This window comes from Nocardioides sp. NPDC087217 (genome assembly GCF_044744805.1).
Taxonomy (GTDB): domain Bacteria; phylum Actinomycetota; class Actinomycetes; order Propionibacteriales; family Nocardioidaceae; genus Nocardioides.
The window spans coordinates 92,858-106,487 of the sequence record NZ_JBIUZB010000006.1; the positions used below are offsets into that span (position 1 = coordinate 92,858).

A 13,630-nucleotide genomic window follows, 5' to 3' on the forward strand; every position below is an offset into this window, starting at 1 on the left:
TCGTTCGCAGGTGCGAACGGTCGGCTCTCTTCTTTCTCGCCCGGCCCTGATCGGGGCCGCGCTGGTCCTGGTGATGCTGCTCGCCGGGTTCGTCGGCTGGCGGCTCACCGGCGGGGGCGAGTACGTCGCCCCGACCCCGAGCAGCGCGCCGGTCGTGCGCGCCGACACCGGAGGTGCCCGGGCCTCGCTGGATGCCCTGGTCGACGGCGTACGCGACGGGGCGGAGCCCGAGGGAGAGGACGCCGCCTCGGTGGCGGTGCGCAACGCCCGTGCCATCGGCCTCGGGGACGTCACCGCGAGGTACGTCGCCGAGTCGGGCAACGTGGAGCCGGACGGCTCCTGGACGGCCGACGTCGAGATGTCGTGGCGCAGCCCCGGCGATCCGGCGCTGACCGAGGAGCTGAAGGTCGGCTTCGACGCCGAGGGTGCGATCACCGGTTTCTCGGCGGCCCAGGGCACGCGGCTGCCGCTGTGGCTCAGCGGCCCGGTCGAGGTGCGCCGCACCGGCTCCACCCTCGTGGTCGCCCAGGCCTCGGCCGAGGTCGCCGACCGCTACGCAGAGCTGGCCACCGCTGCTGTCGCCGGGGTCCGCAAGGTGATCCCCTGGAAGGACCCGCGCCTGGTCCTCGAGGTGCCCGCGAACGGCCTCGACTCCGCGCTCGGCGCGCAGCCGGGGACCTACGCCGCCGTCGCGGCGGTGACCGCGACCGTCGACGGGTCCACGAAGGCCGGGACCCCGCTGCACGTGTGGGTCAACCAGGGTGTCATCGGCGACCTCGACGCCCCCGGCGCCCAGATCGTCATCACCCATGAGGCCACCCACGCGGCCACCGACGCCGCGACCAACACCCGCCGGCCGATGTGGCTGGTCGAGGGCTTCGCCGACTACGTCGCGCTCCGCGACACCAAGCTGCCGCTGTCCGAGACCGCCGGCCAGATCCTCGCTCAGGTCCGCGAGAACGGCGCCCCCGACCACCTCCCGGGCAAGGCCGAGTTCAACACCCGCTCGGAGCACTTCGGCGCCGAGTACGAAGCCGCCTGGCTCGCCTGCGAGGTGCTCGCCGAGGCCGGTGGCGAGCAGGCCCTGGTCGACCTCTACGAGGAGACCGGTCGCGGCATCGGCCTGGAGAAGGCGCTGCAGGCCGGCTTCGGCTTCGGGGAGGACGAGCTGACCGCCCGCTGGCGGACCCATCTGTCACACTCGGCTCGATGAGTGGGGCGGAAGTGAGTGCGACGCGACGTACGTCCTGGGTGGTTCTCGTCCTCGGGGCGGTGGCGTTCGTGGTGCTCGCCTGGGCGTTGATCCCGTGGCATCCCTACCCGGGCGGCGCGCTCGACCTGCCCGACGAGCGTGACGTGTTCACGCCCGAGGAGCTCGAGCGGATGCTGGCCTACTCCGGCACCGCCCGCTGGATCAGCCGGGCCTCGCTCCTCGTCTCTCTGATCGTCGCCTGCGTGCTCGGGTTCACCTCGCTCGGCCGGCGTCTGGTGGCGCGGCTGCCTGGACCATGGCTGCTCCGGGTGGTGCTGGCGGTCGCCGCGGTCACGTTCCTCGGCTGGATCGCGACGCTGCCGTTCGGAGTGGCCATCCACCGGCTGCAGATGCGCTACGGGCTCTCCCGGCAGGCGTGGGGACCCTGGCTGGGCGACTCGCTGCTGAACCAGGTCGTCGGCATCGTGACCACCTCCGTGGCACTGCTCGCCCTCTTCGCCTGCATCCGCCTCGGCCGGCGTTGGTGGCCCGCGGTCGCCGCCGCCCTGGTCGCTGCTCTGGTGGTGGTCGGCTCGTTCATCTATCCGGTCGTCATCGAGCCGCTGTTCAACGACTTCGAGTCGCTGCCGCGCGGCCAGTTCCGGACCGAGGTGATGGCGATCGCCGAGCGTGAGGGCGTCGAGCTCGACGACGTCCTGGTGGTCGATGCCTCCCGGCGTACGACCTCGCTCAATGCGTACGTCACCGGCTTCGGCTCCACCCGCCGCGTCGTCCTCTACGACAACCTCGTCGACTCCCAACGGGGCGCCGCCGCGCGCGGGGCGGTCCTCTCCGTCGTCGCCCACGAGCTCGCCCACGCCAAGCACGACGACGTCCTGGTCGGCACGGTCATCGGCGCCGCCGGCGCGGTCGCCGGCGTCGGCCTGCTCGGCCTGCTGCTGTCCTACCGGCGCCAGGACGAGTACGCCACCCCCGAAGCAGTCCCGATGCTGATGGCGGTCTTCGCGCTCGCGAGCGTCCTGGCGATGCCGATCCAGAACGGCCTCAGCCGACACGTCGAGGCCCGCGCCGACGTCGAGGCGCTCCATGCCACCGGCGACCTGGAGTCGTTCACCCGGCTGCAGCACGACCTAGGTGCCCGCTCGCTCTCCGACCCGTCACCGCAGGCCTGGTCGCAGTGGTGGTTCGGCTCCCACCCGACGACGCTGCAGCGGATTGCTATTGCTCATCGGGTTCTCGACTGAAAATAGGCCGAGTCGGCGCATCTTGACGCCTCACTCGCTTCGCTTCGCTCCAAGGCGTCAAGATGCGCCGACTCGGCGGCACGAGCAACTACTTTGCGTAGAGCGCCTCGACCTCGTGGCTGAACTCGCGCATGACGACGTTGCGCTTGAGCTTGAGGCTGGGGGTGAGCTGGCCACCCTCCTCGGTCCAGGATTCGGGGATGATCACGAACTTGCGGATCGACTCGGCCTTGGAGACCGCCTTGTTGGCGTCGTCGACGGCGCTCTGGATGACGGCACGTAGGTCCTCGTCCTCGACGAGGTCCTCGATGTTGCCGGACTTGCCGTTGGCCTCGGCCCAGGTGGGCAGTGCCTCGGGGTCGATGGTGACGATCGCGCCGATGAACGGCTGACCGTCGCCGACGACGATGCACTGGTCGACGAGCACGTGGGCGCGCAGGCGGTCCTCGAGGACGGCCGGGGCGACGTTCTTGCCGCCGGCGGTGACCAGGATCTCCTTCTTGCGGCCGGTGATCTTGACGAAGCCCTCGTCGTCGACCTCGCCGAGGTCGCCGGAGTGGAACCAGCCGTCCTCGGTCTTCGCCTCCGAGGTGGCGGCCGGGTTCTGCCAGTACTCCTTCAGCACCTGGCCGCCCTTGAAGAGCAGCTCGCCGTCATCGGCGACACGCACCGAGGTGCCGGGAATCGGCCGGCCGACGGTGCCGATCTTGAACGCCTCGGGCAGGTTGACGGTGAGCGCGCCGGTCGTCTCGGTGAGGCCGTAGCCCTCCAGGACGGTGACGCCGATGCCGCGGTAGAAGTGGCCCAGGCGGTCGCCGAGCGGTGCCCCGCCGGAGATCGCGTAGGAGCAGTTGCCGCCGAGCGCGGCGAGCAGCTTGCCGTAGACGAGCTTGGAGAACAGCTTGTGCTTGGCGGCGAGCAGGAACGGCGCCTTGCCGGTCTCGGTGGCCCGGGAGTATTCGATGGCGACCTCGGTGGCCATGTCGAAGATGCGGCCCTTGCCGTCGGCGACGGCCTTCTGCGAGGCCGTGTTGTAGACCTTCTCGAACACCCGCGGCACGGCCAGCACGAAGGTCGGCTGGAAGGTGCCGAGATCGGCGACGAGGTTCTTGATGTCGGGGGTGTGGCCCAGACGGGTGCGGGAGGTGATGCAGCCGATCTGGATGATCCGCGCGAAGACGTGCGCGAGCGGCAGGAACAGCAGCGTGCTGCGGCCCTCGATGTTGAACAGGCCGTCGAGGGAGTCGACGACGACGCCGAGCTCGAACATGAAGTTGCCGTGGGTCAGCACGCAGCCCTTCGGGCGCCCGGTGGTGCCGGAGGTGTAGATCAGCGTCGCGGCGTCGTCGGGGGTGACCGCGCTGCGGCGGGCCTCGAGCTGCTCATCGGTGATGTCGGCGCCGAGCTTGACCAGCAGGTCGACGGCGTTGTCGTTGATCGACCACACGCTGTTGAGCGCCGCGCAGCCCGCGCGGACCTCGCTGATCCGGCTCATGTGGCCGGCGTCCTCGGCGATGATCGCCACGGCGGCGGAGTCCTGGAGGATCCATGCGATCTGCTCGGCGGAGGAGGTCTCGTAGATCGGCACCGTCGTCGCGCCGGCGAACCAGATCGCGTAGTCGATCAGCGTCCACTCGTAGCGCGTCTTCGAGAGCAGCGCGACCCGGTCCCCAGCGCCCACCCCAGCCGCGATCAGTCCCTTGGCGACCGCCGAGACCTCAGCGAGGAACTCGGACGACGTCACGTCGACCCAGGAGCCGTCGGCGCCTGGCCGGCTGAGGACGGCGGCATCGGGTGCCTCGGCGGCGTTGCGCACGACATCGTCGCTCAGACTGCCGGTGGGGGGAACAACGTACGTCGCGGGCGTGGAGAACTCGCGCACTAGGGCCTCCGCATACTGATGGTAGGTGGGTACGAACCGGAGGTTACCCCCGTCACAGCCCGACCATTTCACCGGGATGCTATCCGGTACGCTCCATGGCACCTAGCAAGTCAGGGAGTGAGGACACCACCGATGGCCGATCAGACCACCTCGACGATCGTGATCGAGGCCGCGCCCTCGGCAGTGATGGCGGTGATCGCGGACTTCAAGTCCTATCCTGCCTGGGCCAAGGGCATGCAGGAGGTCAGCGTCCTCGAGACCGGCGTCGACGGGCGGGCCGAGGAGGTCCGGTTCGTGCTGGATGTCGCGCCGATCAAGGACGAATACACCCTGGCGTACGACTGGGACGACGACCGCCAGGTCACCTGGTCGCTGGTCAAGGGCAACCTGCTGCGGTCGATGGACGGCGCCTACGTGCTGCGCGACCTCGGTGGTCGCACCGAGGTCACCTACCGGCTCGCGCTCGACCTGAGCATCCCGTTGATCGGCATGCTCAAGCGCAAGGGCGAGAAGGTCCTGATCGACACCGCGCTGCGAGGCCTCAAGCAGAGAGTCGAGAAGCAGGGCATGCCTTCGTGAGAATCCTCCTCTTCACCGGCAAGGGCGGCGTCGGCAAATCGACCGTCTCGGCCGGCACCGCGGCGATGTCCGCGGCCCGCGGCCTGCGCACCCTGGTCCTCTCGACCGATGCCGCCCACTCCCTGGGCGATGCGTTCGGGGTCGACGGCGCGTTGGGTTCGGAGCCGGTCCAGGTCACCGAGCACCTCTACGTCCAGCACGTCGACGCCCAGCGCCGCTTCGAGGAGTCGTGGGCGGAGGTGCAGGGCTACCTGCTGAGCGTCCTGGACACGATCGGGGTGGACCGGATCGCCGCCGAGGAGCTGACCATCATCCCGGGGGCCGAGGAGGTCTTCGCGCTCCTGGAGCTGCGCCGGATGGCGGTCTCGGGGGAGTGGGACACGATCGTGGTCGACTGCGCCCCGACCGCCGAGACGCTGCGGCTGCTCGCCCTTCCCGAGGCCCTGGGCTGGTATCTCGAACGCATCCTCCCGGTGCAGCGCAAGATGGTGAAGGCGCTCAAGCCGATGCTGACCAAGGCCGCTGGTGTGCCGATGCCCGGCGACTCCGTCTTCGACGCCCTGGTGCGGCTCCACGACGAGCTCGCGGAAGTCCGTGCCCTGCTCTCGGGCCCCGAGGCGTCCGTACGCATCGTGCTGACCCCCGAGCGGGTCGTGCTCGCCGAGGCACGACGGTCCTGGACGACGCTGTCCCTCTACGGCTACCGCGTCGACGGTGTGGTCGCCAACCGGATCTTCCCGGCCGGCGGCTCCGACGACTGGCGCGCCGGCTGGGTCAAGGCCCAGGACGACGTGCTCGGCGACGTGGGCGCCTCCTTCGAGGGGCTGCCCGTCTGGCGCTCGTTCTACCGGCCGACAGAGCCGGTGGGGGTCGAGGACCTGCGCGAGGTCGCCGAGGCGGCGTACGCCTGGACCGGCAGCGTCGATCCGCTGGCCGTTCCCGAGACCGCGGCCCCGTTCCGCACCGAGACCACCGGCGACGCCACGGTCGTCCATCTGGCGCTGCCCGGGCTGGCCCAGTGGGTCGAGCGCGACCAGGTGCAGCTGGGCCGCAACGGCGACGAGCTGGCGATCACCGTGGGGTCCTACCGGCGCCTGTTGACCCTTCCCGCCGCACTCGCGCGGATGCGCGTCAGCGGGGCGCGGGTCGAGGGCGGGGAGCTGCGAGTAACGTTTTCTCGTCAGACGACGAACACCGAGAGCGAGAGATCGTGAGCGAGCAGCGCCACGAGTGGGCGGACGAGCCGTTGGGGTCGACCGCCGAGGAGCTCGGCCGGCTGATGGAGGCCATCGGCGAGTGGGCCAAGGACTCCCGGATCGGCCACTTCACCGAGGCGGTCGGAGAGCATCTCGATACCGGGGCACCGGAGTGTGCCTACTGCCCGCTGTGCCGTACCGTACATGTCCTCCGGGAGTCGAGTCCGGAGGTCAAGGTGCACCTGGCCAGCGCTGCCGCTTCGTTGATGCAGGCCGCGGTCACGGTGCTCAACGCGGCGGCCACGAGTCCGGGTGCTGGCCCTAGTGAAGGCGAGGAAGCTCACAGTGATGGCGTGCGGGCTGAGGAAGATGCGACCCGGGACTGGGCGCAGCGCTCTACGAGGGTCGACCGGATCGATCTCGACGGCTGGAGCTGAGGCATGACGACGACGAAGAAGCTCGCCTGCGGTGTCGACGTCGGCGGCACCAAGATCCTCGGCGGCGTCGTCGACCACGACGGCAACATCATCGAGGACCACCGTGTCGAGTCGCCGGCGAAGAGCCCGGAGGCCATCGAGGCCGCCATCATCGAGGTGGTCCAGGAGCTCAAGTCGCGCCACGAGATCGAGTGCGTCGGCATCGGCGCCGCGGGCTACGTCGACAGCGACCGCTCGACGGTCATGTTCGCGCCCAACATCGCCTGGCGCGACGTGCCGCTCAAGGAGCGTCTGGAGAAGGTCCTCGAGCTGCCGGTCGTGATCGAGAACGACGCCAACGCTGCTGCGTGGGGCGAGTTCGAGTACGGCGCGGGTGCCGAGGTCGACAACATGATGCTGGTGACCGTCGGCACCGGTATCGGCGGCGGCCTGGTGCTCGAGGGCGAGCTCTACCGCGGCGCCTTCGGTGTCGGCGCCGAGATCGGCCACATGCGGGTCGTGCCGAACGGCCACCTGTGCGGCTGCGGCAACCGCGGCTGCTGGGAGCAGTACGCCTCGGGGTCGGCCCTGGTGCGCAACGTCCGCTCCGCCGCGCGCGGCGGATCCCTGCTGGCCCGCGAGGTCCTGGACCGGGCCGAGGGCGACCTCGACAAGATCAAGGGCCCGCTGATCACCGAGGCGGCCCGCGACGGGGATGCCTTCGCGATCGAGGCGCTGACCGACCTCGGCGTCTGGCTCGGCGAGGGGATCGCCTCGATCGCCGCCGTGCTGGACCCGGCCGTGGTAGCCATCGGTGGGGGAGTGGCCGAGGCCGACGACCTGCTGCTCGGGCCTGCTCGGCGCGCCTTCCAGGCTCAGCTGACCGGCCGCGGACACCGGCCGATGCTCGACGTACGCAAGGCCACGCTCGGCAACCAGGCAGGGCTGATCGGCGCTGCGGACCTGGCTCGCAAGTGAGCCAGCACCAGTGAGCCTGCACATCGGTGTCGACATCGGCGGCACCAAGGTGCTCGCGGCAGAGGTCTCACCGGACGGTGAGGTGCTCCGCACCGCTCAGCGCAGCACGCCCGGACGCCGGGTCGAGCTGGAGCTGGTGGAGGACGCGCTGACCGAGGCGGTCACCGAGGTGGCCGCCGGCCGGCCCGTCGCCGGCGTCGGCCTGGCCGCCGCGGGGTTCGTCGACGCCGCCGGGGAGCGGGTCATGTTCGCTCCCCACCTGCCCTGGCGAGGCGAGCCGACTCTGACCCGGCTCTCCTCGCGATGGGGCACCCGGGTGGCGCTCGACAACGACGCCAACTGCGCCGCGCTGGCCGAGCTGGAGCTCGGCGCGGCCCGCGGCGTCGACTCGGCCCTGCTCATCACCCTCGGCACCGGCATCGGCGGTGCCGTGGTCCTGGACGGCCGGGTCGTCCGGGGCCGCAACGGCATGGCCGGCGAGTTCGGCCACATGCAGGTCGTGCCCGGCGGGCTCCCGTGCGAGTGCGGCCTCACCGGCTGCTGGGAGCAGTACTCCTCCGGCAACGCGCTGGTCGCCTTCGTGCGCGCCCGCGTGGAGACCGAGGAGTACGCCGGCTGCGCGCTCGACGAGCTGGCCGCGGGTGACCCGCTCAAGATCACCGGCCCGGCGGTCACCGCCGCCGCGGCCCGTGGCGACGCGCTCGCGCTCGCTGCGTACGAGTCGGTGGGGTCGTGGCTGGGGGTCGGGATGGCCGGCCTCGTCGCCGCCTTCGACCCCGAGCTGTTGGTCGTCGGCGGGGGAGTCTCGACCGCGGGCGACCTGCTGCTGACGCCTGCGCGCACGGCTCTGGAGGCCTCGCTCGTCGGCCGTCTCCATCGCGAGGTGCCGCCGATCGTGGCGACCGCCTTCGGCGCGGAGGCCGGCGTGGTGGGAGCGAGCATCCTGGCCCGCCGGCTCACCTCGAGCCAGAGCCAGACCTAGACGCGGGCGCCGTCGTCCCAGGGGTCGCGGGGCTCGGACGGCATGGTCGCCAGCAGGTAGACGAAGCCGGCCAGGAAGGCGGCGACCAGGCCACCGATGACCCAGCTGTTGAAGTGCCGGCCGGTGACTTGGGTGACCACGATCAGGACCAGTACGGCGACCGGTGCGCCGAGCACCCCGATCCAGGCGAGCAGGCGCGCCGGGGTCGGCTTCGGGAGCGGCGGCGGAGGCGGTGGGACGTAGCCCTCCTCGTCGTCGCGCCACATGTCGTCATAGGCGTCCGGCTCGTCGACGGTCTCGACGATGTCGATCTTCTTCTCGAAGAGATCGCGGGCGACGGGCTCCTCCTCGAGGGCGGGGCGGTCGCCGTAGTTCTCGACGATCTCGCGCCATGCTTCGTCGTCCGACGGCTGGCTCTCCGAGGGCACGGAGGCGTCGTCGGGGGCCCCGGTCGCGTCCTCGGGCCGGTCGTCTCGGTCGCTCACTCCTCCAGCCTAGCCGGATCTCATGACAGGGTGCGGGAGTCGAAGTACCTGTCTCGTTATAGGCTCATCGGTCGAAGGCAAATAGGGAAGGCGATGGGGTGTCGACGAAGCTCTTCTACTCGTTCTTGAAGTGGGTGGCGATCGGGCCTCTCCTGCGAGCGGTTTTCCGTCCGTCCTATGAGGGCACGGAGAACATCCCGCGCAAAGGCCCGGCGATCATGGCCAGCAACCACCTCTCCTACGCCGACTGGCTCTTCATGCCGCTCGGGATGAAGCGGATGGTGCGTTTCGTGGCCAAGGCGGAGTACTTCACCGGAACGGGCCCCAAGGGCTTCCTGCAGAGGGTCTTCTTCTCGGGCACCGGCAACGTGCCGATCGACCGCGGTGGGGCCACCGCCGCCGAGGGGGCGCTCATCGCCGCCAAGCGGGTCCTGGCCGAGGGTGAGCTCTTCGGGATCTACCCTGAGGGCACCCGCTCCCACGACGGCAAGCTCTACCGGGGACGGACCGGCATCGCCAGACTGGCTCTGGACACCGGTGCGCCCGTGATCCCCGTCGCCGTGATCGGCACCGACGTGATCGCGCCTCCGGGCAAGAAGTTCGGCAAGCTCGTGCACCCGCGGGTCATCTACGGCAAGCCGCTGGACTTCTCGCGCTACGAGGGCATGACCAACGATCGCTACATCCTGCGCGCGATCACCGACGAGATCGTCTACGAGATCCTGAAGCTCTCCGGCCAGGAGTACGTCGACATGTACGCCACCGAGGCCAAGAAGCTGGCCGACGGCAAGAAGCCTGCGAAGAAGTCCTCCGGGTCGGCCAAGTCCGGGCCTACCAAGACCGGACCTTCCAAGGACGTAGCCTGACCATCCACTCGTCCCACCCGTTCCCGACGCCGGAGGATCCGGTACGCCGGTTGCGTGGTCGTCTGGGTGGGCGGGTGTCGCTGTGGACCTCGGGGTCTGCAGATTCCTGGGCGGGGCTGACGGTCTCCTCGCTGATGGTGGCCAACGGGTCGCCCGGAGCCGTCCTCGGCCTGCTCGATCCCGACTCGGACCTCCGCGACGAGCTCGAGGAGACCGGCGTGGGGGTCGTGTCGCTGCTCCACTGGCGCCATCGCGACCTCGCCGAGGCGTTCGGCGGCACCGCTCCCGCTCCCGGCGGTGCGTTCCGGTTCGGGTCGTGGGAGACGACCGAGTTCGGCCGTCGCCTCACCGATGCGCCGACCTGGGCAGGCGTACGCCTGGTGTCGATGCAGGAAATCGGCTGGTCTGCTCTGGCGACCTGCGAGATCGTGTCGCTCGAGGTCGGTGACGACGCCGACCCGCTGGTCCACCGGCACGGGAGGTATGAGCGATGATCGAGGGCTATCTGCGACGGCTCGGGATCGAAGGGCGGCCGGAGGCGACGTACGAGACGCTCGTCGATCTTCATCACCGCCATCTCGACACGCTTCCCTACGACAACCTCTCGATCATGCTCGCCGCCATCGGGGCCGTGGGGGCGCCGGACCCGGTGGATCCCGAGGTGACGCTGGCGCGGGTCGCGGCCGGGGGCAATGCGGGCTACTGCTTCCACAACAACGGGGTCTTCTCGCTGGTGCTGGAGGAGCTCGGTTTCGACGTCGTACGCCGCTTCGGCCAGATGCTCGAGGCGACCGGTCCTTCGGGGACGTTGGACCACCTGGCGATCGAGGTCCGTGGACTGCCGACCTCTTCGAACCCGGCCGGCCGTTGGGCTGCCGACGTGGGCTACGGGGACGGCTTCCGTGACCCGTTGCCGCTGGTCGACGGGCATTTCCGGCAGGCCGGCTTCGTCTACCGGCTGGCGCGGGTGGGGGAGTCGGGGTGGACCTTCCATCATGATCCGCACGGTTCGTTCAACGGGAGCTTCGTCCGTGGCGACGTTGCGCAGGACGCGATCGAGGCGTCGCACCTGCGGCTCTCCACGCCGCCCGAGGGCGACTTCGCTCGCAAGCTCGTCGTGCAGCGGCGTGGCGCGACGGGTGCTGACACCGTTCGCTCGATCCGGCACACGCGGACCGGATCCGGGGCGTCGACGCGTGAGCTGCGGAACTTCGAGGAGTGGCGCGCAGCCCTGGGCGGTCTCGGGCTGTCGTTCCTGGGTGCTGAGGAGGACGCGCTGCGCGAGCTCCACAAGCGACAGGCAGCCGAGTACGACGAGTGGTTGCTGACGCGGTAGTCGCCGACGTGCTGAGATGGCGGACATGAGCGACGAACCTGCCCCCGAGCTGCTCGACATCGCAGCCGAGCTCTACGGGCTGCCGCTGGCCGACTTCACGCCGGAACGCGACGCGCGGGTCAAGAGCTTGAAGGGCACGCCGCTGGCGGGTCCGGTCAAGGCGCTGAAGAAGCCCTCGACCGCGGCGTGGGTGGTGAACCTGCTGGTGCGCTATGAGACCGAGCAGGTGGAGCAGGTGATCTCGGTCGGCGCCCTGCTGCGCGAGGCGCAGACGGGTATGGACGCCGCTCAGCTGCGGGAGCTCACCAAGCAGCGCCGCCAGCTGACCGCGGCGGTGACGACCCGCGCCCGCGGGCTGGCGCGCGAGCACGGTCTCCGGGTCACCGAGGCGGTCGCGACCCAGGTCGAGGCCACCTTGACGGCGGCCATGATCGACGAGTCCGCCGCTCAGGCCGTACGGAGCGGCCTGCTCGTCTCCGCATTGGCCGCCACCGGGGTCGACGCCGTGAACGCGGCGTCCGCCGTCGCTCTTCCGGACGCCCTGGGCTTCGAGGTCCCCGAGGTCGTCCCGCCTCCTCGGGAGCCGCTGCGGGCCGTTCCGGACCTGCCCGACACCGCCGCGCTCGACGAGGCCCGGGAGGCGCTCACGGAGGCCGAGTCCACCCTCTCCGGTGCCGAGGAGAAGCGCGACAAGGCCGCGTCGGCCTTCAAGGACGTCGAGGCGAGGTCGCTCCAGGTGAAGTCGGAGATCGAGGACCTACGCCGCCGGCTGGCCGACCTGGAGTCCGCCGCAGCCGACGTCGACGACGAGCTCACCGAGGCGGAGGACGCCCGCGACTCCGCCGAGCACGCGGTCACGGAGGCCGCCGCTGCTCGCGACTCTGCAGCCGCTGAGGTGGAGCGCCTCGGCGGCTAGGTGGCTCCGGCCCACGGACGCTGTCAATGTCGAGTTGTTCAGTCGACTATTCTGGCCGGATGACCGAGACCGTCACCGACTCCGCCGTCTCTGCCCGCTACCGCGACCCCGCTCTCGCTCACCTGGCGACGACCAGCGCGGTGATCGAGCACCAGCTCGGGCACCGGTCGGTGCGCTCGTTCCTGAGCGACCCGGTCACCGACGACCAGCTCACCGCCATCGTCGCGGCCGCCTCATCGGCGCCGACCTCCTCCAACCTGCAGACCTGGAGCGTCGTTGCCGTACGCGACCCGGCCCGCAAGGCACGGCTCGCCGAGCTGGCCGGTGACCAGGCGTTCATCGAGGCAGCACCGCTCTTCCTGCTCTGGGTCGCCGACCTCAGCCGCGCCCGTGGGCTCGCGGCAACCGCCGGGAGCCGGGTCGAGGCGACCGACTACCTGGAGTCGACGCTCCTCGGGGTCATCGACGCCACCCTCGCCGCTCAGAACGCAATCGTCGCCGCCTCGTCGCTCGGCCTGGGCACGGTCTGCGTCGGCGGCGCCCGCAACAGTCCCGAGGAGATCGCGGCCGAGATCGGCCTGCCTCCGGGGGCGTTCGTGGTCTTCGGCCTCGCGGTCGGCGTGCCCGATCCCGCCGAGGAGGCCGGCGTCAAGCCCCGGCTCCCGCAGTCTGTCGTACTCCACCACGAGACCTACTCGTCCCCGGGTGTCGACGACCTCGCTGCGTACGACGATCGGCTCGGCGGCTACAACGCCACCTACGGTCTGGGCGGCGGCTGGTCCGAGCGCGTGCTGACTCGTCTCGTCGGACCCTCCAGCATGTCCGGTCGCCATCGGCTCCGGGCTCAGCTCGAGCGCCTCGGGCTCGCCGGCCGCTGAAGGGATGCTTCTCCCACGGCTCTGCCGGAGCGGATGTTCTCCTTCGCTCGCTGAGCGTCAGACGGCGGACGTGTCTCCGGGTTCGGCTGTGATGCGCTTCCGCATCCGGACCAGCGGGACGGGTGCGCCGCCACGGTCGTCGGTGATCCGCTCGACCGGTTCGAAGCCGTACGCGGTGTAGAGCGGCTCGCCGGACAGGGTGCCCATCAGCTCGAGGGTGGTGAAGCCCTCCGCTGACGCGGCGCGCTCGCAAAGGTCCAGGATCAGCCTGCCGACGCCGCGTCGGGCGAAGGCCGGGTTGGTGTACATCGCCCGCACCCTGGCCGGGTCCGTCTTCGGGTCCAGGAGCTTCGGCTCGCGGCCCGGGGTGTGGTCGCCGCCGTAGAGCGTCGCCCTCCTGCTCCAGCCGCCGCAGCCGGCGATCTGGTGGTCCTCCTCGACCACGAAGTAGGTGCCGTCCTCGATCAGCTGGGTGTCGATGCCCATCACCGTTCGGCTCGAGGTGATCTGGGCCGCGGTCAGGAACCCCTTCTGGAGCTCTCCGATCGACACGTTCATGATCGTCGTCAGGGCCGGGATGTCTTCGTGGGTCGCGATGCGGTGGGTGAAGGGCACGTGTCAAAGCGTGTCATGACACTGCGGTCTCGCTGCCGGGCGGG

At 70.4% G+C, this 13,630-nt stretch carries 15 protein-coding genes; 12 read left to right on the plus strand and 3 right to left on the minus strand.

What is annotated here, in order from left to right; genetic code table 11:
• Positions 1–10: 10 nt before the first annotated feature.
• Positions 11–1,213 carry a hypothetical protein gene (locus ACIO3S_RS23310; RefSeq protein WP_400468048.1) on the plus strand — a complete coding sequence of 401 codons (1,203 nt, stop codon included), beginning with the start codon at positions 11–13 and terminating at the stop codon, positions 1,211–1,213.
• Entirely contained in the window at positions 1,210–2,457 is a 1,248-nt protein-coding gene (locus ACIO3S_RS23315) for a M48 family metallopeptidase (RefSeq protein WP_400468049.1), read from the plus strand. Before ACIO3S_RS23310 ends, ACIO3S_RS23315 begins: the two co-directional genes overlap by 4 nt.
• A gap of 88 nt (positions 2,458–2,545) precedes the next feature.
• Here ACIO3S_RS23315 and ACIO3S_RS23320 read toward each other — a convergent pair whose 3' ends face one another.
• Entirely contained in the window at positions 2,546–4,339 is a 1,794-nt protein-coding gene (locus ACIO3S_RS23320) for an AMP-dependent synthetase/ligase (protein ID WP_400468050.1), read from the minus strand.
• Between the two features lie 132 nt (positions 4,340–4,471).
• Here ACIO3S_RS23320 and ACIO3S_RS23325 point away from each other — a divergent pair, with 132 nt between their 5' ends.
• Genes ACIO3S_RS23325 through ACIO3S_RS23345 form a run of 5 tightly spaced genes read left to right on the plus strand, consistent with a single transcriptional unit; the run spans position 4,472 to position 8,490 of the window.
• On the plus strand, positions 4,472–4,918 hold the full coding sequence (locus ACIO3S_RS23325) for an SRPBCC family protein (protein WP_400468051.1): 447 nt from the start codon (positions 4,472–4,474) through the stop codon (positions 4,916–4,918).
• Positions 4,915–6,132, plus strand: coding sequence for an ArsA family ATPase (locus tag ACIO3S_RS23330; RefSeq protein ID WP_400468052.1), 1,218 nt, complete (start codon positions 4,915–4,917; stop codon positions 6,130–6,132). Before ACIO3S_RS23325 ends, ACIO3S_RS23330 begins: the two co-directional genes overlap by 4 nt.
• Positions 6,129–6,551: a hypothetical protein gene (locus ACIO3S_RS23335; protein ID WP_400468053.1), complete on the plus strand. Its 423-nt coding sequence runs from the start codon at positions 6,129–6,131 to the stop codon at positions 6,549–6,551. Before ACIO3S_RS23330 ends, ACIO3S_RS23335 begins: the two co-directional genes overlap by 4 nt.
• Before the next feature lie 3 nt (positions 6,552–6,554).
• Positions 6,555–7,508 carry an ROK family glucokinase gene (locus ACIO3S_RS23340; RefSeq protein WP_400468054.1) on the plus strand — a complete coding sequence of 318 codons (954 nt, stop codon included), beginning with the start codon at positions 6,555–6,557 and terminating at the stop codon, positions 7,506–7,508.
• Between the two features lie 10 nt (positions 7,509–7,518).
• Positions 7,519–8,490 (plus strand): ROK family protein, encoded by a 972-nt coding sequence (locus ACIO3S_RS23345; RefSeq protein WP_400468055.1) that lies wholly within the window; start codon positions 7,519–7,521, stop codon positions 8,488–8,490.
• On the opposite strand, the gene ACIO3S_RS23350 is transcribed toward ACIO3S_RS23345, so the two are convergent.
• A complete protein-coding gene (locus ACIO3S_RS23350) occupies positions 8,487–8,975 on the minus strand; it encodes a hypothetical protein (protein WP_350718874.1) in 489 nt (162 codons plus the stop codon). The two genes, ACIO3S_RS23345 and ACIO3S_RS23350, sit on opposite strands and share 4 nt — an antisense overlap.
• Positions 8,976–9,073: 98 nt before the next feature.
• Between ACIO3S_RS23350 and ACIO3S_RS23355 the strand changes: the two genes are divergently transcribed.
• From ACIO3S_RS23355 to ACIO3S_RS23375, 5 genes are read left to right on the plus strand one after another with little or no spacing between them, the layout of a single operon-like run.
• The gene (locus ACIO3S_RS23355; protein ID WP_400468056.1) at positions 9,074–9,841 is read left to right on the plus strand and encodes a lysophospholipid acyltransferase family protein; all 768 of its coding nucleotides are present in this window, start codon (positions 9,074–9,076) and stop codon (positions 9,839–9,841) included.
• A 50-nt stretch (positions 9,842–9,891) separates the two neighbouring features.
• The gene (locus ACIO3S_RS23360) at positions 9,892–10,335 is read left to right on the plus strand and encodes a flavin reductase family protein (RefSeq protein ID WP_400468057.1); all 444 of its coding nucleotides are present in this window, start codon (positions 9,892–9,894) and stop codon (positions 10,333–10,335) included.
• The gene (locus tag ACIO3S_RS23365) at positions 10,332–11,177 is read left to right on the plus strand and encodes an arylamine N-acetyltransferase (protein ID WP_400468058.1); all 846 of its coding nucleotides are present in this window, start codon (positions 10,332–10,334) and stop codon (positions 11,175–11,177) included. The genes ACIO3S_RS23360 and ACIO3S_RS23365 overlap by 4 nt, the downstream gene beginning before the upstream one ends.
• 25 nt (positions 11,178–11,202) lie before the next feature.
• Positions 11,203–12,093 carry a hypothetical protein gene (locus ACIO3S_RS23370; protein WP_400468059.1) on the plus strand — a complete coding sequence of 297 codons (891 nt, stop codon included), beginning with the start codon at positions 11,203–11,205 and terminating at the stop codon, positions 12,091–12,093.
• 59 nt (positions 12,094–12,152) lie between these two features.
• A complete protein-coding gene (locus tag ACIO3S_RS23375; protein ID WP_400468060.1) occupies positions 12,153–12,971 on the plus strand; it encodes an NADPH-dependent oxidoreductase in 819 nt (272 codons plus the stop codon).
• A 57-nt stretch (positions 12,972–13,028) separates the two neighbouring features.
• Here ACIO3S_RS23375 and ACIO3S_RS23380 read toward each other — a convergent pair whose 3' ends face one another.
• Positions 13,029–13,586 carry a GNAT family N-acetyltransferase gene (locus ACIO3S_RS23380; protein WP_400468061.1) on the minus strand — a complete coding sequence of 186 codons (558 nt, stop codon included), beginning with the start codon at positions 13,584–13,586 and terminating at the stop codon, positions 13,029–13,031.
• Positions 13,587–13,630: the final 44 nt, after the last annotated feature.